The sequence below is a fragment of the Flagellimonas sp. genome, assembly GCF_965601775.1.
GTDB lineage: Bacteria > Bacteroidota > Bacteroidia > Flavobacteriales > Flavobacteriaceae > Flagellimonas.
On sequence record NZ_OZ271837.1, the window covers coordinates 20,340 to 38,089 of the forward strand.

Here is a 17,750-nt window from a genome sequence, read left to right on the forward strand (position 1 = left end):
AATGAAGATAAGAGTAATCAACTCCTCAAAACATAGTTTACCCCACTATGAAACATTGGCTTCCGCGGGAATGGATTTAAGAGCCAATTTGGATGCGCCCATTGTTTTGAAGCCGCTAGGGAGAAAAATTGTTCCAACCGGTATTTTTATGGAATTGCCTGTGGGTATAGAAGCACAGGTGCGTCCAAGGAGCGGTTTGGCTGCCAAAAAGGGGATTACGGTTTTAAATGCACCGGGAACCATCGATGCAGATTATCGGGGTGAAGTTGGTGTCATTTTGGTCAATCTTTCCAATGAGGATTTTATTATCAATGATGGGGAACGTATTGCCCAAATGATAATTGCCAAGCATGAAAGGGCAGAATGGGAGGAAGTCGAACAGTTGACCGAAACGGTTCGGGGTTCGGGTGGATTTGGGAGTACTGGAACACAATAAAAACAAATACTAAGCACGTTATACTATTAACAGATGAAGATTATAGTCCCTATGGCCGGGAGAGGATCCCGACTTAGACCGCATACACTAACGATTCCCAAACCATTGATTCCGGTGGCTGGGAAACCCATTGTGCACCGTTTGGTAAGTGATATTGCAAAGGTTTTGGGAGAACCTATAGAGGAAGTAGCCTTTATTTTAGGAGACCCAGCCTTTTTTGGTGATGATGTTGTGGAAAGCCTTAAAGAATTGGCCAAAAGTTTGGGGGCGAAAGGGTCAATTTATCGGCAAGACCAACCTTTGGGAACAGGTCATGCCATAATGAGTGCTAAAGAATCACTGAGTGGTCCGGCAGTAATCGCTTATGCTGACACCTTGATACGTGCTGATTTTGATTTGGATAAATCTGCGGATAGTGTTATTTGGGTAAAGCAAGTGGATAGCCCCGAAGCATATGGCGTTGTTAAATTAAGCGAGGAGAATCAAATTGTTGAGTTGGTGGAGAAACCAAAGGAATTTGTTTCTGATTTGGCCGTTATTGGAATATATTATTTCAAGGACGTGGGGGTGCTAAAGGACGAGCTTCAGTATGTATTGGATAATAATGTAATGCATGGCGGTGAATATCAAATTAACGACGGTATAAAGCGAATGATGGATAAAGGCATGAAGTTTGTGCCAGGTAAGGTGGATGAATGGATGGACTGCGGCAATAAAAATGTGACCGTGGAAACGAACCAGAGAATGCTGGGCTTTTTAGAGCAGGATGGAGAGAACCTGGTTTCTTCCGATATTACTTTGGAAAATGCAAATATTATCGAACCTTGTTACATAGGTAAAGGGGTTGTAATAAAAAATACCACGGTTGGACCCTACGTTTCCATAGGTTCAAATACGCAATTGGAAAATTCAACAATTAAAAACAGTATAATCCAAAGTGAGAGTAAAATATCCAATGCGAATTTGGATAATGCCATGATTGGCAATTATGTTGTTTTTGACGGTAAGTTCGAAACGGTAAGTCTTGGAGACTATTCAGAAATGAGGTGATTTTTTTAAGTATACAGAACAATATATAATAGGATGAGGAAGATATGCTGGGCTTTATTGGTTTTTTGTATACCCTTGGGCATTTTGAGCCAGAAGGAGGAAAGCGCTGAACTTTTTTTAGAAGAATATACCGATGAATTCCAAAGCTTGTTTTTCGAAGCTCTAAAACAAAAAGGAATTCAAAACTACGACAGGGCTGTGGAAAAGTTGTTGGAATGTAAAAACCTCCAACCTGAAAATGAGGTGGTTGATTATGAATTGGCACGAGCATACTATTTGGATGGAAAATATAATCTCGCCCAAGGCTACGCCGTTCTGGCTCTGGAAAAAGCACCGAACAATTATTGGTATTTGGAGCATTTTGTTTCCATTATGGATAGGCAGGGAAATACCATTGACGCCTTTGCTGATATATTGCCACTTTCCAATACAATTCTAAAAGAGAATTTGGCCAACATATATTTTCAGAAAAGAAAATATGAGGAAGCATTGCGCTTACTGGCTAACCTGCCAGAAACCACCTCTACCAATAGTTTGAAACAAAAGATAGAAGACTCCCTTCAAAGGAATGAGGTTAGAAAAACTCAGATAGTAGAGAAAGCTACAATAAGTGAAAGCCCTGTCGAGTCTTTTAGAAAGCGTATTGCTGTGCTCATTTCCAATTCAGACTTCAATACGTTGCAGAAAGTCGCCAAAGAGGCTATGGATTCTTATCCGCTTCAGCCCTATTTCCAATACGGTTATGGTTTGGCATTGACCAAAACCAATAAACAGGAGAAGGGAATCGAAGTGTTGGAGGCCGCGGTGGATTTTATTTTTGATGATGACTCTTTAAAAAATAGCATCTACAAGGTGCTGTCAGATACTTTTGCTTCTATGGGAAATCAAAAAAAAGCAAATGAATACTCCAGTAAAATAGTGCCAGGCTCATAAGAAAAGAAAAGAAATGACATTGAAACGATTGGTATTTTTTCTTTTATTGCCCCTGATGGTTCTTTCCTGTAAAAGCACAAAAAGCATTGTAGGGGGTGAAGTGGATGGCTCTATTTCCACCAAGAAAATCATTGCTAACCATTACGGGAACCAAGAAGATTTTAAAACGCTAAGGGGTAGGGTTAAGATTGACTACTCCAATGGGAAAGAGAGCCAAGGAATCTCAGTGAGCTTGCGGATGGAAAAAGACAAAGTAATATGGATTAGTGCACCTTTGGGAGTGGTGAAAGCTCATATTACCCCGGAGAGAGTATCGTTTTACAATAAGCTGCAAGGTGAATATTTTGATGGCGATTTTAGCTATTTGAGTGACTTGTTAGGGACAGAACTCGACTTTGTTAGTGTCCAAAACTTATTATTGGGAAACGCTATTACCGATTTAAGAAAGGAAAGATTTAATTCGAAAGTAGAGGATGGGAATTATGAGCTGGAACCAAAAAAAGCGAGAGCTTTGTTTTCCCTTTTGTTTCAATTAGAACCCAAGCATTTTAAAATAGCTACCCAGGAAGTTCTGCAACCTAAGGAAAATCGTTTTCTAAGTGCGGAATATACCTATCAAGATATTTCAGGAAAGATATTTCCAAATTTGGTAAAGGTGGTTGCCGTAGATCATAAGGACAAAACAACGATTGATTTAAGTTTTAAAAACTTAGAATTGGATAAAAGCTTAAATTTCCCGTACAGAATCCCAAAAGGGTACGATGAAATTATATTAAAGTAAAATGTCAAGTAAATCTTCATACAGGATTTGTTTAGTGCTCATTACACTTTTAATGACATTTTATTCATATGCCCAAACTGGTGAGCAAAAGGCGCTAGAAGCAAAAAGAGAACGACTCCAGAAGGAAATTAAGGAAATTAATAGGCTCTTATTCGCCGAGAGGAGGGAAAAAGGTGACATCATTGATCAGATGGAGGCTTTGGATAAAAAAATAAACGTTCGTCAGGAGCTCATAAGGCTTACCAACCATCAATCCAATCTCCTAAACCGACAAATCAATGTTAACATAAGAACCATAAGTAAACTCCGTGAGGATTTAAAGTTGCTAAAGGAAGATTACGCCAAAATGATTAGAAAATCATATCAAAACAAAGCCCAAAACAATCGATTAATGTTTCTATTGTCTTCAGACAATTTTTATCAAGCTTTGAAAAGGCTGCAATATATGAAGCAGTATGCGCAACATAGAAAAAAACAGGGCGAATCAATAGCAAAGAAAACTTCAGAGTTAACCGAGTTGAACAAAGATTTGGGAGAGCAACGAAAAGTAAAGGAGCAGCTATTGGCAGAAAACAGGAGTGCTAAAAATATACTTTCTAGAGAGATAGCTTCCCAAAAAGAGTTGCTGACCAGTATTCGGCAGAATGAGGCCCGTTATACTGCAGCTATTGATAAAAAGCGCAAGGAAGCTCGAAAAATTGACAGGGAAATTGAACGTCTAATCAGGAGTGCTATTGCAAGCACAAACAAAAAAGCGGGTAAGTCCAGTGCAAGGACATTTGCACTTACACCGGAGGCAAAAATCGTTGCCACAAACTTTTCGGCCAATAAAGGAAAATTGATTTGGCCGGTGGAAAAAGGTATAAAAAGTCAAGGGTACGGACTCTACAGTGATAAGCTATATCCGGGTATTAAGCATAGGAATAATGGAGTTACCATAACAACTGATAAAGGGAGTAAGGCCAGGGCCATTTTTGAAGGGGAAGTTATTGCGATTCTTAGTGTACCCGGAGGAAGCAGAGGAGTACAAATTAAACATGGAAATTACATTAGCACATATTATAATCTCTCTAAACTATATGTAAAGAAGGGAGATAGAGTAACGGCCAAGGATGTTTTGGGAGATATTTATACCAGTCGGTTTGATGGTAGTACAAAATTAAAATTCTATCTCTATCAGGATTCAAACCGACTGAATCCTGAGGAATGGATATATCAATTGTAGCAAAATGGAAAAAATTACGGATTTACAGGGGACTTTTGAATTAAACAACGGCGTAAAAATGCCCTATTTTGGTTTAGGGGTATATCTTTCCAAAGATGGTGACGAGGTGATTCGCGCAATTGACCAAGCTCTACAACACGGTTACAGACATATAGATACCGCTGCAATATATAAAAATGAAAGAGGGGTTGGTAAAGCCATAAAACATAGTTCTGTCAATCGGGAGGACATATTTGTAGTGAGCAAGGTATGGAACAGCGATCAAGGTTTTGAGTCTACTCTAAAGGCATTTGATAAGAGTTTAGAACGATTGGACTTAGACTATTTAGACCTGTATTTGATTCATTGGCCGAAAGAAGGCCTCTACAAGGATACCTGGAAGGCTTTGGAAAAATTATACAAAGAGAAAAGAGTAAAAGCCATAGGGGTCAGCAACTTTTTACAACATCATCTTGAAGACGTAATGAATGACTCCGAAGTGGTTCCTATGGTTAATCAGATGGAGTTTCATCCTTATTTAGTGCAACAGGATTTATTGAATTTTTGTCAGGAAAAAGGCATACAATATGAAGCATGGTCTCCCATGATGCAGGGGCACATTTTTGGGATGGACGAATTCAAAAAGTTGGCCGAAAAATATGGCAAGACCATTGCCCAGATTGTGTTACGCTGGGATTTACAGAAAGGCGTGGTGACCATCCCCAAATCCGTAAAAAAGGAAAGAATCATTTCCAACTCTGAGATTTTCGACTTCGAGCTGGAAGAAGGTGATATACAATTGTTGGACGCTATGGACCGAGGGAAAAGGTTTGGCCCAGACCCTGATAATTTTGATTTTTAGGAAGTAAAAAGAGCCTTAAGTTCTGTTGCGTCTTGCGGTTTCATTTTTGCGGCCAAAACCAGACTTAATTGTTTTCTTCTCAACGCTCCAGCGTAGCGTTCTTTTTCTAACTCGGTTTCAGGAATTATCTCAGGAACCTCTGTGGGTTTTCCAGTATCATCTACAGCTACAAAAGTATAGATGGCCTCATTGGCCTTGGAGCGTTCACCGGTAAAACGATCTTCCATCCACACATCAATGTAAACCTCCATCGAGGTCCTAAAAGCTCTTGAGAGTGCTGCTTCGATTGTAACCACACTTCCCAAAGGCACATTTCGATTGAAAGCCACATGATTTACGGAGGCCGTCACCGTGATTCTTCGGCTGTGCCTTCTTGCAGCGATACTGGCAGCTCTATCCATTCGGGCCAATAACTCCCCACCAAATAGATTGTTTAAAGGGTTGGTTTCTCCCGGAAGGACCATATCGGTCATTACGGTTTTCGAGTCCTTTGGATTTTTAGGTGCCATACTTTTTTTGGCAAAGATAGATTAGTGGTTGGAATTTATTTGAAGAGGGAATGAGATTATTTTTCCGATAGCAACCAGGCATCTGGCGAATCACTGTTTCTCACATTTCTTAAAAAGCGAAGGGCTTCTTTAGGATTTTCAAAACTTGCATAAGCCACTTGGTGAAGACCATATGGATTCACCCCTAAATAATGTGCACTATATCCTTTTTTCTTGAGCTCTGCTACCTTTTTCTCAGCGTTTTGCTCAATCCTGAAAGCACCAGCAATAACATGATGTGTGCCCACCTGCTTTTTATTTAAGGTGATATTGACGGCTGGTAGCTCCAAAGGTTCCCCATTAAAAAAAGTGGCCTCTTGAATGAGTCGGGAAACTTCTATCTGCGCATTTTTTTGTGCAATAACCTGTTTGTTCTGAAAGTCTTCATAAGCTCTGAACCCAGTAAATCCAGCCGAAACCATTAAAAGTATTACTGCGGCGTACTTCAACCATGGACGAAAAGAGACTCTTTCTCTTTGTTCAGGGGTAATGATAAATGGAATGTTCTTTTCAAGCTCTTCAACTTCCTCCTTCAAGACTTCACGTTGAATCGGGATTGCGCTAAGGGAAGACAGGCCAAAAGAAGAGGTAAGAAAATTGGTTTTGTTTTCAGGTTCAAAAAGTATCTTGTTATCCGCACCCAAGGATAGTTTTCCTATACCGAAAAGCTCAATACTTTCGCTATTTTCCATTCTCTTTCTCCAAAGTCTCCCTACATTTTCAACTTCTTCCAAAAGCGACTCATAGTCCAACTTCTTTTCTTGGGCTATGTGCGAAACCAACACGCCATCATTCTTATTCAATTGGGAATTAAAGGAAATCGTTTTGATGGGGGGAGTTAATCTGTTGGTTGCAGTATCAACGGTGGCGGACTTTGTATGGGCTAAAAAAGCACCGAATCCAGGTACGACCACACAATTGTAGTCATAAAGCAAGGTTGATATGTATCCCTCAATTCGCATTTCCGCAAATATTAAAAAAAAACCAAAGGAGGAAAATATGGCTTATCACTTTTTATTAACATTGAAAATGGCGTACTTTCGGTACAATCCCAAATCTAAAAATAAGTGACTGAAAATGAACTAGTTGCAATTCTTCGCTTGCAATCTTGCAGAAATATTGGAAGTATTACGGCCAAAAAGCTCATTAACCACTGTGGCAGCCCAAGCGCCGTTTTTACGGACAAACGAAATCACCTTTCCCGTATACCTGGAATAGGGGTCACAGTTCTAAAAGAACTTTCCAATACGAGTAATCTTAAAAATGCGGAAAAGGAATTCGTGTTTATCCAAAAGGAAAACATAAAGGTTCGCTATTACCAAGATGAAAACTATCCAAGGTTATTGAAACATTGTATCGATTCCCCGATTGTTTTATTCCAGAAAGGAGCAATCGATTTTGCAGGAAGAAAAGTGCTAAGTATCGTGGGCACTCGAAATATGACTGGATATGGCAAGGCATTTTGTGAACAATTTATCTCAGAAATAGCACCACTAAATCCGGTAATAGTGAGTGGATTTGCGTATGGTGTCGATATAACGATTCAAAAGTTGGCCATAGAACATGGTTTGCAAACGATCGGCTGCCTGGCGCATGGCCTCAATCAGATATATCCAAAAGCCCATCTAAAATATGTGAAAAAGGTAATGTCCAATGGAGGATTTGTAACCGAATTTTGGAGCACAAGTAGCCCCGACAGGGAAAATTTCTTAAAACGCAACCGCATTATCGCTGGTATAAGTGAGGCCACATTGGTTGTTGAATCCGCTGAAAAAGGAGGCAGTTTGGTTACTGCAGATATCGCTAATAGTTATAATCGGGAAGTTTTTGCTGTACCTGGCAGATATACCGATAGGTATAGTATAGGGTGTAACCAATTGATTCAAAAGCAAGAAGCACATATGGTCACATCTGCTGCTGAGCTAATCTATTTTTTGGGATGGGAATTGGAAGAGAAGGAAAAAGAAACCTCTTCAGGCTTGCAAAAAAGACTCTTTGTAGAATTGGATGCCATTGAACAATCCATTTACGATTATTTACAAAAGAATGGAAAAAAGCAGTTGGATGCTTTGGCATTTGACTGTCAACTACCCATTTTTAAGGCCTCTTCAACTTTATTGGGGATGGAAATGAAAGGAGCCATCAGAACATGGCCAGGAAAAATATTTGAGGCTATTTAATACCCCACTTTTTGCCTTACTCTATGCAATACTTCGTTGGCTACATCTTTGGCTTTTTCCGCACCTAGGGCCAAGGCGTGGTCAATCTCGTCCAAATGGTCCATATAATAGGCAAACTTTTCCCTGGGTTCTTCAAACTTGGTAAGAATTACGTCATACAGTGCTTGCTTAGCATGCCCATAGCCATAATTTCCAGCTAAGTAATTTGCACTCATTTCATCTATCTGTTCCTCGGATGCCAATAGTTTATAAAGCGCAAAAACGTTATCATTTGAGGGGTCTTTTGGGTCTTCCATCGGCGTACTGTCGGTAACAATGCCCATAACCTGTTTCCGTAATTTTTTATCGGTTTGGAAAATATCGATAATGTTCCCTTTGCTTTTGCTCATTTTTTGTCCATCTGTACCTGGCACATACATGGTTTCTTCCTGAACTTTTGCCTCCGGCATTACAAAGGTCTCTCCCATTTTAGCATGAAAACGGGAAGCTACATCACGGGTCATTTCCAAATGCTGGAGTTGGTCTTTGCCCACGGGAACAATATGCGCATCGTATAATAAAATATCAGCCGCCATCAACATGGGATAGTTAAAAAGACCAGCGTTTACATCTTCCAGTCGGTCCGCCTTGTCCTTAAATGAATGTGCTAATGTAAGTCGCTGGTAAGGAAAAAAACAGTTAAGATACCATGCCAGCTCAGTAACTTGAGGCACATCGCTTTGCCTGTAAAAGACAGTATCCTCGATATCCAATCCAAAGGCAAGCCATGCCGCAGCGGTTGCATAGGTGTTATTTCGAAGTTCTTCCCCGTCTTTAATCTGTGTTAGCGAATGCATATCCGCTATAAATAAAAAGGACTGATTGCCTGGGTCTTGCGCCATGTGAATGGCTGGCATAATTGCTCCCAAAATATTACCCAAATGTGGTGTTCCCGTACTCTGGATACCAGTTAAGATTCGCGCCATGCTTTCAATATATGAAGCGACAAAGGTAAAAGAATTCGAAACATATTGGTGTTATCATTACATTTGAAACCAGTGCTGCAACTACTTAAAAATATAGGTCATGTTTTATATAGGATATGGTTCTATTTTCTGGTGGCCCTTCTTATTTTTATTTTTCTTCCCCTTTTGTTGATTACGACTTTCTCTGAAAAAACGTACCCTCAATTTTTTTGGTTGGCCCGGAATTTTTGGGCCAGACCCATAATGTATGGTATGGGCTGTGTACCTAGGATAGAATACGAAGAAAGGTTTGAAAAGGGAATGAGTTACATGCTGGTTGCCAACCATACCAGTATGTTGGATATAATGTCGATGCTATTGGTTAGCAAAAACCCCTTTGTTTTTGTTGGGAAGAGGGAACTGGTGAAAATTCCCGTATTTGGTTTTTTCTATAAGCGAGTTTGCATCATGGTGGATAGGGAAGACGTAAAAAGCAGGACAGGGGTATATCGAAGAGCCCAGCGAAGGTTAGATAAAGGGTTGAGTATCTGTATTTTTCCAGAGGGCGGTGTCCCGGATGAGAGGGTTGTTTTGGATGTATTCAAAGATGGAGCGTTTAAGATGGCCATTGCCCATAACATTCCCGTAGTGCCAATTACTTTTTATGATAACAAGCAGCGCTTTTCCTTCACATTCTTAAGTGGAGGGCCAGGGAGGATGCGTGCGAAAGTGCACTATTTTTTTCCAACCGAAATGCTAGGGGAAGAAGATAAAACAACATTAAGGGAAGAAGTGAGACAGGTGATATTGAATGAGCTACAAATGAAAAATAGCTAGATTGAACTTAAATTGGGAAGCTTGACCGTAATTTCTCCCAAGTGTTGTTTTTGGTTTGTAGAAGAGGAGATTTTTTTGTCAATCCCATAATTTTTGGCGGCATTCAGCAAGTCAATTTGGTCTTCCCATTTCATTATCTGTTTTCTATAATTAGGGCTATACCCGATTGCCGAAATTATAGCATCGTGGACGTATTGAATGTTAACATTCACATGCAAGGAAGAAACGTGAAAAGTTATGACTAGTTTTTCATTTTTGTGTTGGTTGTAGATGGCGTATTCAATTAGGTTTTCCAGTAGAGTAAGCAAAATTGAGGCGGGGATTACAGCATTTAAATTTTTGAAATTCCCATCCATTGAAATTTCATAGGTAAAATTTTCATCATACCTGAGTTTCTGTAGTTTCAGATACCAACCAACCATCTCAATTTCATCGTTTAGGGGAACCGTATCCTGCTCAAGGTATTTCAAGTTGTAACGCAGTAATTTTCCAAAGATGGAAAGATAATTCAATGCCGATTTTTTATCCTCTGAAGTCACAAAATATTGGATGGCATTAATGACGTTAAACACAAAATGGGGATGAAGCTGTGAGTTTAGGGCCTTAAGCTTTAACTCCACCATCTCCTCTTTTATCTTGAGAAGTTTTTCTTGTTTTTCGATTAGGGCCGCATTGGCGCGAACACTTTTTATTTTTATACCGCAAATGGAAGCTATAACCGAAAGCATCTTAAGATGTTGCTCTGTAAAAAAAGCTCTCTCAGGATGTTCGCAATCAATTACGCCATAAATCACATCCTCATGGCTAATCGGCACACATATTTCTGAAAGGCGTACTTCATCATCAACGATATAACGGGAGTCAATTGAAGTATCCGAAACAATTTCTGCGACTCCGGTCAAAGCAACCGTGCCCGTTATTCCGCTGCCCACTGGAATTTTTACAGGATTGTGAAGTTTTTGATCTTTAGGGTTCTTCGGGCCATAAGCGGATTTTTGTTCTAGGAATTTTCCCTTTTCATCAACTAGGTAGATCACACAATCTACGAATCCTAGCTTGGAAATACAGTTTTTGGCAAGGTCCCAGAGAATATCCTCTTCATTTTCCTTACCCAACAATGATTTGGAAAAATAGACCAGAATATCCTCAAATTGATCGGTTTTCAATTTTTTGCGGTTAAGTTCTGGTTGAAATTACTAAAATTTTGATGCACTTAGTTTTAGCACAAAAAAACACCCCATCTTTTTAGGACAGGGTGCTCAGCGATTGTCTAAAGGGACAATCTTCCTAACCAACTTCTTTATATTTAAAACCTAAAACTTACACCACTGTAAACACCTACAGAAAATGGCCTAAAAGGACCAGCAGTCTCGGAGAAAGTATTAAGTTGATATTTAAACACAGGCTCCAAGTTCAATTGAACTTTTGGAGACACTTCATAATTAAGGCCAACCCCTACATTGGTACTAAAATTGACAGAATTTGCATTGTTTGCTTCACCCACTTCAGTGACCAATTCTTCAGATTCCAATAAAATGGTATTATCTACAAGAAACAATGAGCTTACTCCTCCAATGATATCAACACCAAATTTTTTGTCGATAAGCGCATAATTTAGCTCAAGAGGTACTTCTATATAGCCCAACTGTTGCACCATTTTACCGTCCAAAGCGGGACTATCATTGGATTGAAATTCCGTAAATGCCTGAGCTGAAGCTTCACTAGGCAGACTTTTACTACTTTGTACTACAAGGTTTCTGGAGGTTTCTGCATACGTAATGTTATCAATCAATTCATTAGTAGAACCTTGTAAGGAAGAGGAGAATACAATTTCATTGGTATCATAACCAAAATCCACTCGATGCACACCTGATCTAACCTTGAGACGTTTTCCTAAATTGTAGGAGACGGTCAACCCATAACTTAAATTGACATTTCCAGACTTAGAGTTGGAGCTAAAATTGGAGTGAATGGGAGAACCTTCACCTGCTCCCTGAAAATAAACTGGTGCTACAGAAGGGCCCACAGACCATTTACTTTCATTATTTTCTGCCAAAAGCTCCTCATCTGTCTCAGCATTTTTTTCAGCAATGGCATCGTAAATGGATTTTTTCCCTTCTTCAGGTTCTTTATCCTCTTTGCTAACATCTACTTGTGCTACTTCGGTTTTCTGGTTGCCAAAATCTTGTTCAGAAGTTTTGTTTTCCAAAACATTTGGTTCCTGTCCTTTTTTCTCATCTGATTCTACCAAAGCGACAGCATCGGTAACTTCACTTTTTTCCTTTTCAGAGGTCAATATTCTGGAATCTTCTGATAGGTTTTCATTGGTACGCACATTGTCCTCATCCAATCGGGCAACACTATTGATATCATTTGATTTAAACACTTGTTTGTCCTGAGACGGTTTAGGAGTCTTTGGAGTGGTATCAGCATCTACCACCTCACTCTTTTGGTACTCGTTTAAGCTAGGTTCAACAATGCCATTTTTTTGGCCATTAATATCCGAAGCTTCCTCAGAAGTACCGACTAGCTCCGTTGGCTCCTCTACAGCATCTGTGGCTGGTACGGTTTGTTCTGTTTTCTCCGTATCGACAACATTGGGTATGCTGCTTTCAGAGTCACCGGAACTCCCAAAGGGATTGATGGTAAAAAACAAAATGGCAAAAAGAGCTGCGACCCCTCCGAGTTGCCACCAAATTGGAATAACACGTTTTTTGTTTTCTTTTTTGTCCAATGAGGCTTCAATCGATTTCCAGACCTTATCATCCGGAATCTCATGAAAGTCCTTAAAAATATCCTTGAACAATTGCTCTAAATTCTTTTTCCCCATTCTTAAGTACTTTAAGCAATGTTTATATTTTCTTTTTTTATTTTTTCTCTCAAAATCATCTTGGCCCTTGCCAAATTCGATTTTGAGGTTCCTGTTGATGTCCCCAACATCTCACTGATTTCTTTGTGACTATACCCATCCAAAACATATAAGTTGAATGTGATACGATACTTATTGGGAAGTTCCTGTATGTGACCCAATAATGTAGCTAGGCTTACATCAAGTTCATCAGTTTCGAGCTCCATGGATTCTTCACTTAAATTTTCTGAGACTACATCCATATATTGCTCTTTTCTATATTTTTGGAGAACCGTGTTAATGGTTACTCGCTTAATCCAACCTTCAAAAGAACCTTTAAAATTGTACTGCCCAATTTTGTCATAAATGGTAATGAAGCTATCGTGTAAATTATCTTCAGCTTCAATTTTATTCCTAGAATATTTAAGGCAAATACCGAAAAGAATACCGGAATATTTCCGGTATAATTCAGCCTGAGCCTTGCGTCTTCCGTTTTTACAATTATGTATTAGTTCCTCAAGATCCAAATGTTGGCCATTTTTGGATTGTTGGTTTTGTCAATTTGTTTCTTCTACCACAGGCACAGTATATTCCATAAAAGTGGCTTCCCCCGATTCGTCCAATCCAGTAAAAAATCGAAATGTGTAGGTTCCAGTAAAGATAACATTGAATTCAAAGCTGGCTACAACTTCTTCTGCCAACTGTGTGCATGCATTGTCATCCGTAAACACAGAACCAATAACGGTTACATTTCTTTGTGTTTCAGATGGAATCGCCACATCAAAACCTTCAAAAAAAGTGCAACTATCAGGTCGTAGATAGGTCACTTCAATGGTGTAGGATTCATTGAGCTGGAAGGATTCGGGTAGGCTTGCCTCCACTACGGAAAGTGTGGTAAAATGAAAATTCTGTGAATCATCATTCAAATCGCAAGAAGAGAACGAGATTAACAAAACACAAAAAAGACATCCTAATACTACCTTTTTCATCATTAAAATCTTTGACTTTAAGATGTTGGGATGTGCTAAGGGTTGCGTTTTTTTAATCGAAGCTTAAGGGAGGGATAAAAACGTTACGAATTCACGGCTGTAATGGCCTCCTTGATTTTGGATTCAAGTTCTTCGGAAAGTTCTGGATTATCGACTAACAGTGCTTTTACCGCATCTCTTCCTTGGCCTAATTTGGTATCACCATAACTGAACCAAGAGCCGCTTTTTTTCACAATTTCGTAGGCTACACCCAAATCCAAAACTTCCCCTACTTTGGAGATTCCTTCGCCATACATGATATCAAATTCGGTAGTCCTGAATGGAGGGGCAACTTTGTTTTTAACCACCTTAACTCTGGTCTTGTTTCCTTGAACGTTGCCGTCGGTGTCTTTAATTTGGGTCGATCTACGAATATCCAACCGAACAGAAGCATAAAACTTAAGCGCATTACCCCCGGTTGTGGTTTCTGGATTGCCAAACATGACCCCAATTTTCTCCCGTAATTGGTTAATGAAAATCACGGTACAATTGGTCTTGCTGATGGTCGAAGTAAGTTTACGTAGCGCTTGCGACATCAAACGGGCATGAAGTCCCATTTTGGAATCCCCCATTTCTCCCTCTATCTCGCTCTTTGGAGTAAGGGCAGCAACGGAATCGACAATTACAATGTCAATGGCTCCTGAACGAATCAGGTTGTCAGCAATTTCCAAGGCTTGTTCCCCATGGTCAGGTTGGGAAATAATCAAATTATCAATGTCCACTCCCAGTTTTTGGGCATAAAAACGGTCGAAAGCATGTTCGGCATCTATGAAGGCGGCAATACCTCCATTTTTTTGAGCTTCAGCAATAGCATGTAGGGTAAGCGTGGTTTTACCAGAGGATTCTGGCCCATAAATCTCGATTACACGGCCACGCGGATAGCCTCCAACACCTAAAGCGATATCCAGACCCAACGACCCAGATGGAATTACTTCTACATCTTCAACTACACTGTCCCCCATCTTCATAACGGCACCTTTGCCGTACGTTTTATCCAATTTGTCCAGAGTAAGTTTTAGTGCTTTAAGTTTTGCTTCTTTTTCGCTGCTCATGCTATTGTATTTGACCCGCTAAATTACCATTTCTTTTTTCATGAACAATGGGTACGCAACCTTTTTAAAATGATAACATCTTGAGTATGCTAACTCGAATAGACAAAATATCGAAGAACCTCTTCGTAAGACACATGTAGAAACCGCAACTGGGAAATTTGCGCTATGAAAAGAGACTGTGTGTAAGACTCCTTAATTCTTTAGGGAGTCTTTTTTCTTTTATACTTTTGCCTCGTTAAATAATATTCTTGATAACTTAAAAATATTAGTATAGCATGCAACTGTACAATACTTTAAGTGCCAAGGAAAGAGAGCGGCTTATTGAGGAAGCTGGCAAGGAACGCCTTACCATCTCTTTCTACCAGTATGCGCACATCGGAAACCCGGGCATTTTCAGAAATCATCTGTTTATACATTGGAACGAATTAGATGTTCTAGGTCGAATCTATGTAGCGAATGAAGGCATAAACGCCCAACTTTCCGTACCCGCTGAAAACTTTCAGGCTTTTAAAAAACACTTGGACAGTATCTCATTTCTGGAGAACGTTCGGTTGAATATTGCCATTGAACAGGACAACAAATCCTTTTTAAAGCTCAAGGTTAAGGTTCGAAAAAAGATTGTTGCCGACGGATTGAACGATGACACTTTTGATGTAACCAACAAAGGTGTCCATGTAGGGGCAGAGCAGTTTAATGAGCTGATTGAAGACCCGGACGTGGTTTTGGTAGATATGCGTAATCACTATGAAAGTGAAATAGGCCATTTTAAAAATGCCATAACTCCTGATGTGGATACGTTCAGGGATTCATTGGATATCATTGAAAATGACTTGGCGGAGCATAAAGAGGATAAAAAGCTGGTCATGTATTGCACCGGCGGAATCCGCTGTGAAAAAGCAAGTGCTTACTACAAACATAAGGGGTTCAAAAATGTATATCAGTTGGAAGGAGGAATTATTGAGTACACCCGACAAGTAAAATCCCAGAATTTAGAAAATAAGTTTCTAGGTAAAAACTTCGTTTTTGACCATCGTCGGGGGGAACGTATTTCTGATGACGTGATTGCGAATTGTCATCAATGTGGAAAACCATGTGACACTCATGTGAACTGTGCCAACGAAGCTTGTCATTTATTGTTTATTCAATGTGAGGAATGTGCGGAGGGCATGAACGGATGTTGTTCTAATGAATGTGCAGAAGTTCACGCACTGCCCTACGAGGAGCAAAAAGCGTTGAGAAAAGGAAAACACGCTAGCAATAAAATATTCAAGAAGGGACGTTCAGAAGTGCTCAAGTACAAGAAATAACTTTTCCATGCTGCTTCAAATTGTCCTATATTTACATAGAATAATTTTATGAACCCTTTTTAAAGAGACGGATTAAGTTTCTTTAAATCAAGATATTAAATATGGCGTGTAGCAGTTGTTCAACCGGTAAGGATGGACAGCCGCGTGGCTGCAAGAACAACGGAACTTGTGGCACTGATGGTTGTAACAAGCTTACAGTTTTTGATTGGCTTTCCAATATGTCGCTTCCCAACGGACAAAAACCCTTTGAATTCGTTGAGGTTCGATTTAAAAACAGCAGAAAGGAATTTTTTAGAAACACAGAAAATTTATCCTTGTCGATTGGTGACATTGTTGCCACTCAGGCAAAATCTGGACATGACGTTGGTATGGTAACCCTAACGGGAGAATTGGTCCGTGTTCAGATGCGAAAAAAGAAAGTGGACCCTGAGGACAAAACCCTTCCAAAAATTTATCGCAAAGCTTCCCAGCGGGATATTGATGTTTGGCAAAAATGTAGGGATAAGGAAGAGGAGATTAAAAAGCGTTCTAGGGAAATTGCTATTTCATTAAAGCTCCAAATGAAATTGAGTGACGTTGAATTTCAAGGAGACGGTTCCAAAGCCACTTTTTACTACACTGCGGAAGATAGGGTTGACTTTAGACAACTTATTAAGGATATGGCCAAGGCTTTCGGTATCCGAATTGAAATGCGTCAGATTGGATACCGACAAGAAGCACAACGCTTAGGAGGCATAGGATCGTGTGGAAGGGAATTATGTTGCTCAACTTGGTTGACTGATTTTAGATCGGTTAGCACCGCATCTGCCAGATATCAGCAGTTGGCACTGAACCCTCAAAAATTGGCTGGACAATGTGGAAAATTAAAGTGCTGTCTCAACTATGAGTTGGATATGTATTTGGAAGCCCTGAAGGACTTTCCATCCCAGGATAGTAAACTTCAAACGAAGAAGGGAATAGCCTTTTGCCAAAAAGCGGATATTTTTAAAGAGACCCTTTGGTTTTCGTACAAGGACGACCCAGCAACCTGGCATGCATTGCACAAAGAACAGGTGCATGAAATTTTGGAGCTAAATAAAAAGAACGAAAAGATTAGCAGCCTTGAAGAGTATGCCCAAGACAACGTAAGTGATGAAAAGCTAGTTTTTGAAAACGTAGTGGGCCAAGACAGTCTTACCCGTTTCGATAGACCAAAAAAGAAGAAAAAGAGAAACAAGAAAAAAAGAAATAACAAGGCAAAAGCCTCTTCCAATGCTTAAAAGAACCATTTGTTTTTTTTGTTTGCTAGTCGGATTTGCTTCCTGCAATTCCAAATTGGAATTTTCAAAATATCAATCTCTCAGTGAAGGGAATTGGTCAATGGACCAGCCTGTTTTTTTTGAATTCTCTGACTTGGATTCAGTGCAAGCACATCATATGTTTTTTAACGTAAGGAACGATAATAATTTTGAGTTCAGCAATCTTTTCTTAATTACAGAACTCGAGTTTCCAGACGGGAATACACAGAAGGATACCTTGGAATATGCTATGGCCGAACCAACAGGGCAATGGTTGGGAAAAGGATTGGGAAGTGTTAAGGAGAATAAATTATGGTATAAGGAAAGCATCGTTTTTCCTGATTCCGGCGTATATAAGGTAAGAGTTACCCATGCTATGCGAAAAAATGGAGATGTGGATGGCATTTCAGTTTTGAAAGGCATCACCGACGTGGGACTGGAAATTGAGAAAATCACCCAATAA

The 17,750-nt window shown here is 39.7% G+C and carries 19 protein-coding genes; 11 read left to right on the top strand and 8 right to left on the bottom strand.

All coding sequences use genetic code 11. From position 1 onward, the window contains the following. The first annotated feature begins 1 nt into the window (after position 1). Genes dut through ACSLUF_RS00140 form a run of 6 tightly spaced genes read left to right on the top strand, consistent with a single transcriptional unit; the run spans position 2 to position 5,266 of the window. Positions 2–436: a dUTP diphosphatase gene (gene dut / locus ACSLUF_RS00115; RefSeq protein WP_435624101.1), complete on the top strand. Its 435-nt coding sequence runs from the start codon at positions 2–4 to the stop codon at positions 434–436. Between the two features lie 33 nt (positions 437–469). Beyond that, entirely contained in the window at positions 470–1,486 is a 1,017-nt protein-coding gene (locus ACSLUF_RS00120; RefSeq protein WP_435624102.1) for a sugar phosphate nucleotidyltransferase, read from the top strand. 33 nt (positions 1,487–1,519) lie between these two features. After that, positions 1,520–2,419, top strand: coding sequence for a tetratricopeptide repeat protein (locus ACSLUF_RS00125; RefSeq protein ID WP_435624103.1), 900 nt, complete (start codon positions 1,520–1,522; stop codon positions 2,417–2,419). Between the two features lie 13 nt (positions 2,420–2,432). Then, positions 2,433–3,200, top strand: a complete 768-nt coding sequence (locus ACSLUF_RS00130; RefSeq protein WP_435624104.1) for a DUF4292 domain-containing protein — start codon at positions 2,433–2,435, stop codon at positions 3,198–3,200. A 52-nt stretch (positions 3,201–3,252) separates the two neighbouring features. Further along, a complete protein-coding gene (locus tag ACSLUF_RS00135) occupies positions 3,253–4,425 on the top strand; it encodes a murein hydrolase activator EnvC family protein (protein WP_435624105.1) in 1,173 nt (390 codons plus the stop codon). 4 nt (positions 4,426–4,429) lie between these two features. Then, positions 4,430–5,266, top strand: a complete 837-nt coding sequence (locus ACSLUF_RS00140; RefSeq protein WP_435624106.1) for an aldo/keto reductase — start codon at positions 4,430–4,432, stop codon at positions 5,264–5,266. Here ACSLUF_RS00140 and ACSLUF_RS00145 read toward each other — a convergent pair. Both ACSLUF_RS00145 and ACSLUF_RS00150 read right to left on the bottom strand, forming a co-directional pair. After that, entirely contained in the window at positions 5,263–5,775 is a 513-nt protein-coding gene (locus ACSLUF_RS00145; RefSeq protein WP_435624107.1) for an acyl-CoA thioesterase, read from the bottom strand. The genes ACSLUF_RS00140 and ACSLUF_RS00145 overlap by 4 nt on opposite strands. A 56-nt stretch (positions 5,776–5,831) precedes the next feature. After that, positions 5,832–6,776 (bottom strand): SPOR domain-containing protein, encoded by a 945-nt coding sequence (locus ACSLUF_RS00150; RefSeq protein WP_435624108.1) that lies wholly within the window; start codon positions 6,774–6,776, stop codon positions 5,832–5,834. 105 nt (positions 6,777–6,881) lie between these two features. Here ACSLUF_RS00150 and dprA point away from each other — a divergent pair, with 105 nt between their 5' ends. After that, positions 6,882–7,994 carry a DNA-processing protein DprA gene (dprA, locus tag ACSLUF_RS00155; protein WP_435624109.1) on the top strand — a complete coding sequence of 371 codons (1,113 nt, stop codon included), beginning with the start codon at positions 6,882–6,884 and terminating at the stop codon, positions 7,992–7,994. Here the strand turns inward: dprA and trpS are convergent. Continuing rightward, positions 7,991–8,959, bottom strand: a complete 969-nt coding sequence (gene trpS, locus ACSLUF_RS00160) for a tryptophan--tRNA ligase (protein WP_435624110.1) — start codon at positions 8,957–8,959, stop codon at positions 7,991–7,993. The two genes, dprA and trpS, sit on opposite strands and share 4 nt — an antisense overlap. 72 nt (positions 8,960–9,031) lie before the next feature. Between trpS and ACSLUF_RS00165 the strand changes: the two genes are divergently transcribed. Next, positions 9,032–9,775, top strand: a complete 744-nt coding sequence (locus ACSLUF_RS00165; protein ID WP_435624111.1) for a lysophospholipid acyltransferase family protein — start codon at positions 9,032–9,034, stop codon at positions 9,773–9,775. Here the strand turns inward: ACSLUF_RS00165 and ACSLUF_RS00170 are convergent. From ACSLUF_RS00170 to recA, 5 genes are all read right to left on the bottom strand, one after another. Next, positions 9,772–10,941, bottom strand: a complete 1,170-nt coding sequence (locus ACSLUF_RS00170) for a histidine kinase (RefSeq protein ID WP_435624112.1) — start codon at positions 10,939–10,941, stop codon at positions 9,772–9,774. The two genes, ACSLUF_RS00165 and ACSLUF_RS00170, sit on opposite strands and share 4 nt — an antisense overlap. Before the next feature lie 140 nt (positions 10,942–11,081). Next, a complete protein-coding gene (locus ACSLUF_RS00175) occupies positions 11,082–12,605 on the bottom strand; it encodes a hypothetical protein (protein ID WP_435624113.1) in 1,524 nt (507 codons plus the stop codon). Between the two features lie 11 nt (positions 12,606–12,616). After that, on the bottom strand, positions 12,617–13,150 hold the full coding sequence (locus ACSLUF_RS00180) for an RNA polymerase sigma factor (protein ID WP_435624114.1): 534 nt from the start codon (positions 13,148–13,150) through the stop codon (positions 12,617–12,619). A 30-nt stretch (positions 13,151–13,180) separates the two neighbouring features. After that, positions 13,181–13,615 carry a hypothetical protein gene (locus ACSLUF_RS00185; protein WP_435624115.1) on the bottom strand — a complete coding sequence of 145 codons (435 nt, stop codon included), beginning with the start codon at positions 13,613–13,615 and terminating at the stop codon, positions 13,181–13,183. A gap of 80 nt (positions 13,616–13,695) precedes the next feature. Next, the gene (gene recA, locus ACSLUF_RS00190; RefSeq protein ID WP_435624116.1) at positions 13,696–14,703 is read right to left on the bottom strand and encodes a recombinase RecA; all 1,008 of its coding nucleotides are present in this window, start codon (positions 14,701–14,703) and stop codon (positions 13,696–13,698) included. A 275-nt stretch (positions 14,704–14,978) separates the two neighbouring features. Here recA and ACSLUF_RS00195 point away from each other — a divergent pair, with 275 nt between their 5' ends. The 3 genes from ACSLUF_RS00195 to ACSLUF_RS00205 all read left to right on the top strand — a co-directional run bounded on the left by ACSLUF_RS00195 (position 14,979) and on the right by ACSLUF_RS00205 (position 17,750). Next, positions 14,979–16,010, top strand: coding sequence for a rhodanese-related sulfurtransferase (locus ACSLUF_RS00195; RefSeq protein ID WP_435624117.1), 1,032 nt, complete (start codon positions 14,979–14,981; stop codon positions 16,008–16,010). 101 nt (positions 16,011–16,111) lie between these two features. Beyond that, a complete protein-coding gene (locus tag ACSLUF_RS00200; protein ID WP_435624118.1) occupies positions 16,112–17,269 on the top strand; it encodes a PSP1 domain-containing protein in 1,158 nt (385 codons plus the stop codon). Beyond that, positions 17,262–17,750, top strand: coding sequence for a gliding motility lipoprotein GldH (locus ACSLUF_RS00205; protein ID WP_435624119.1), 489 nt, complete (start codon positions 17,262–17,264; stop codon positions 17,748–17,750). Before ACSLUF_RS00200 ends, ACSLUF_RS00205 begins: the two co-directional genes overlap by 8 nt.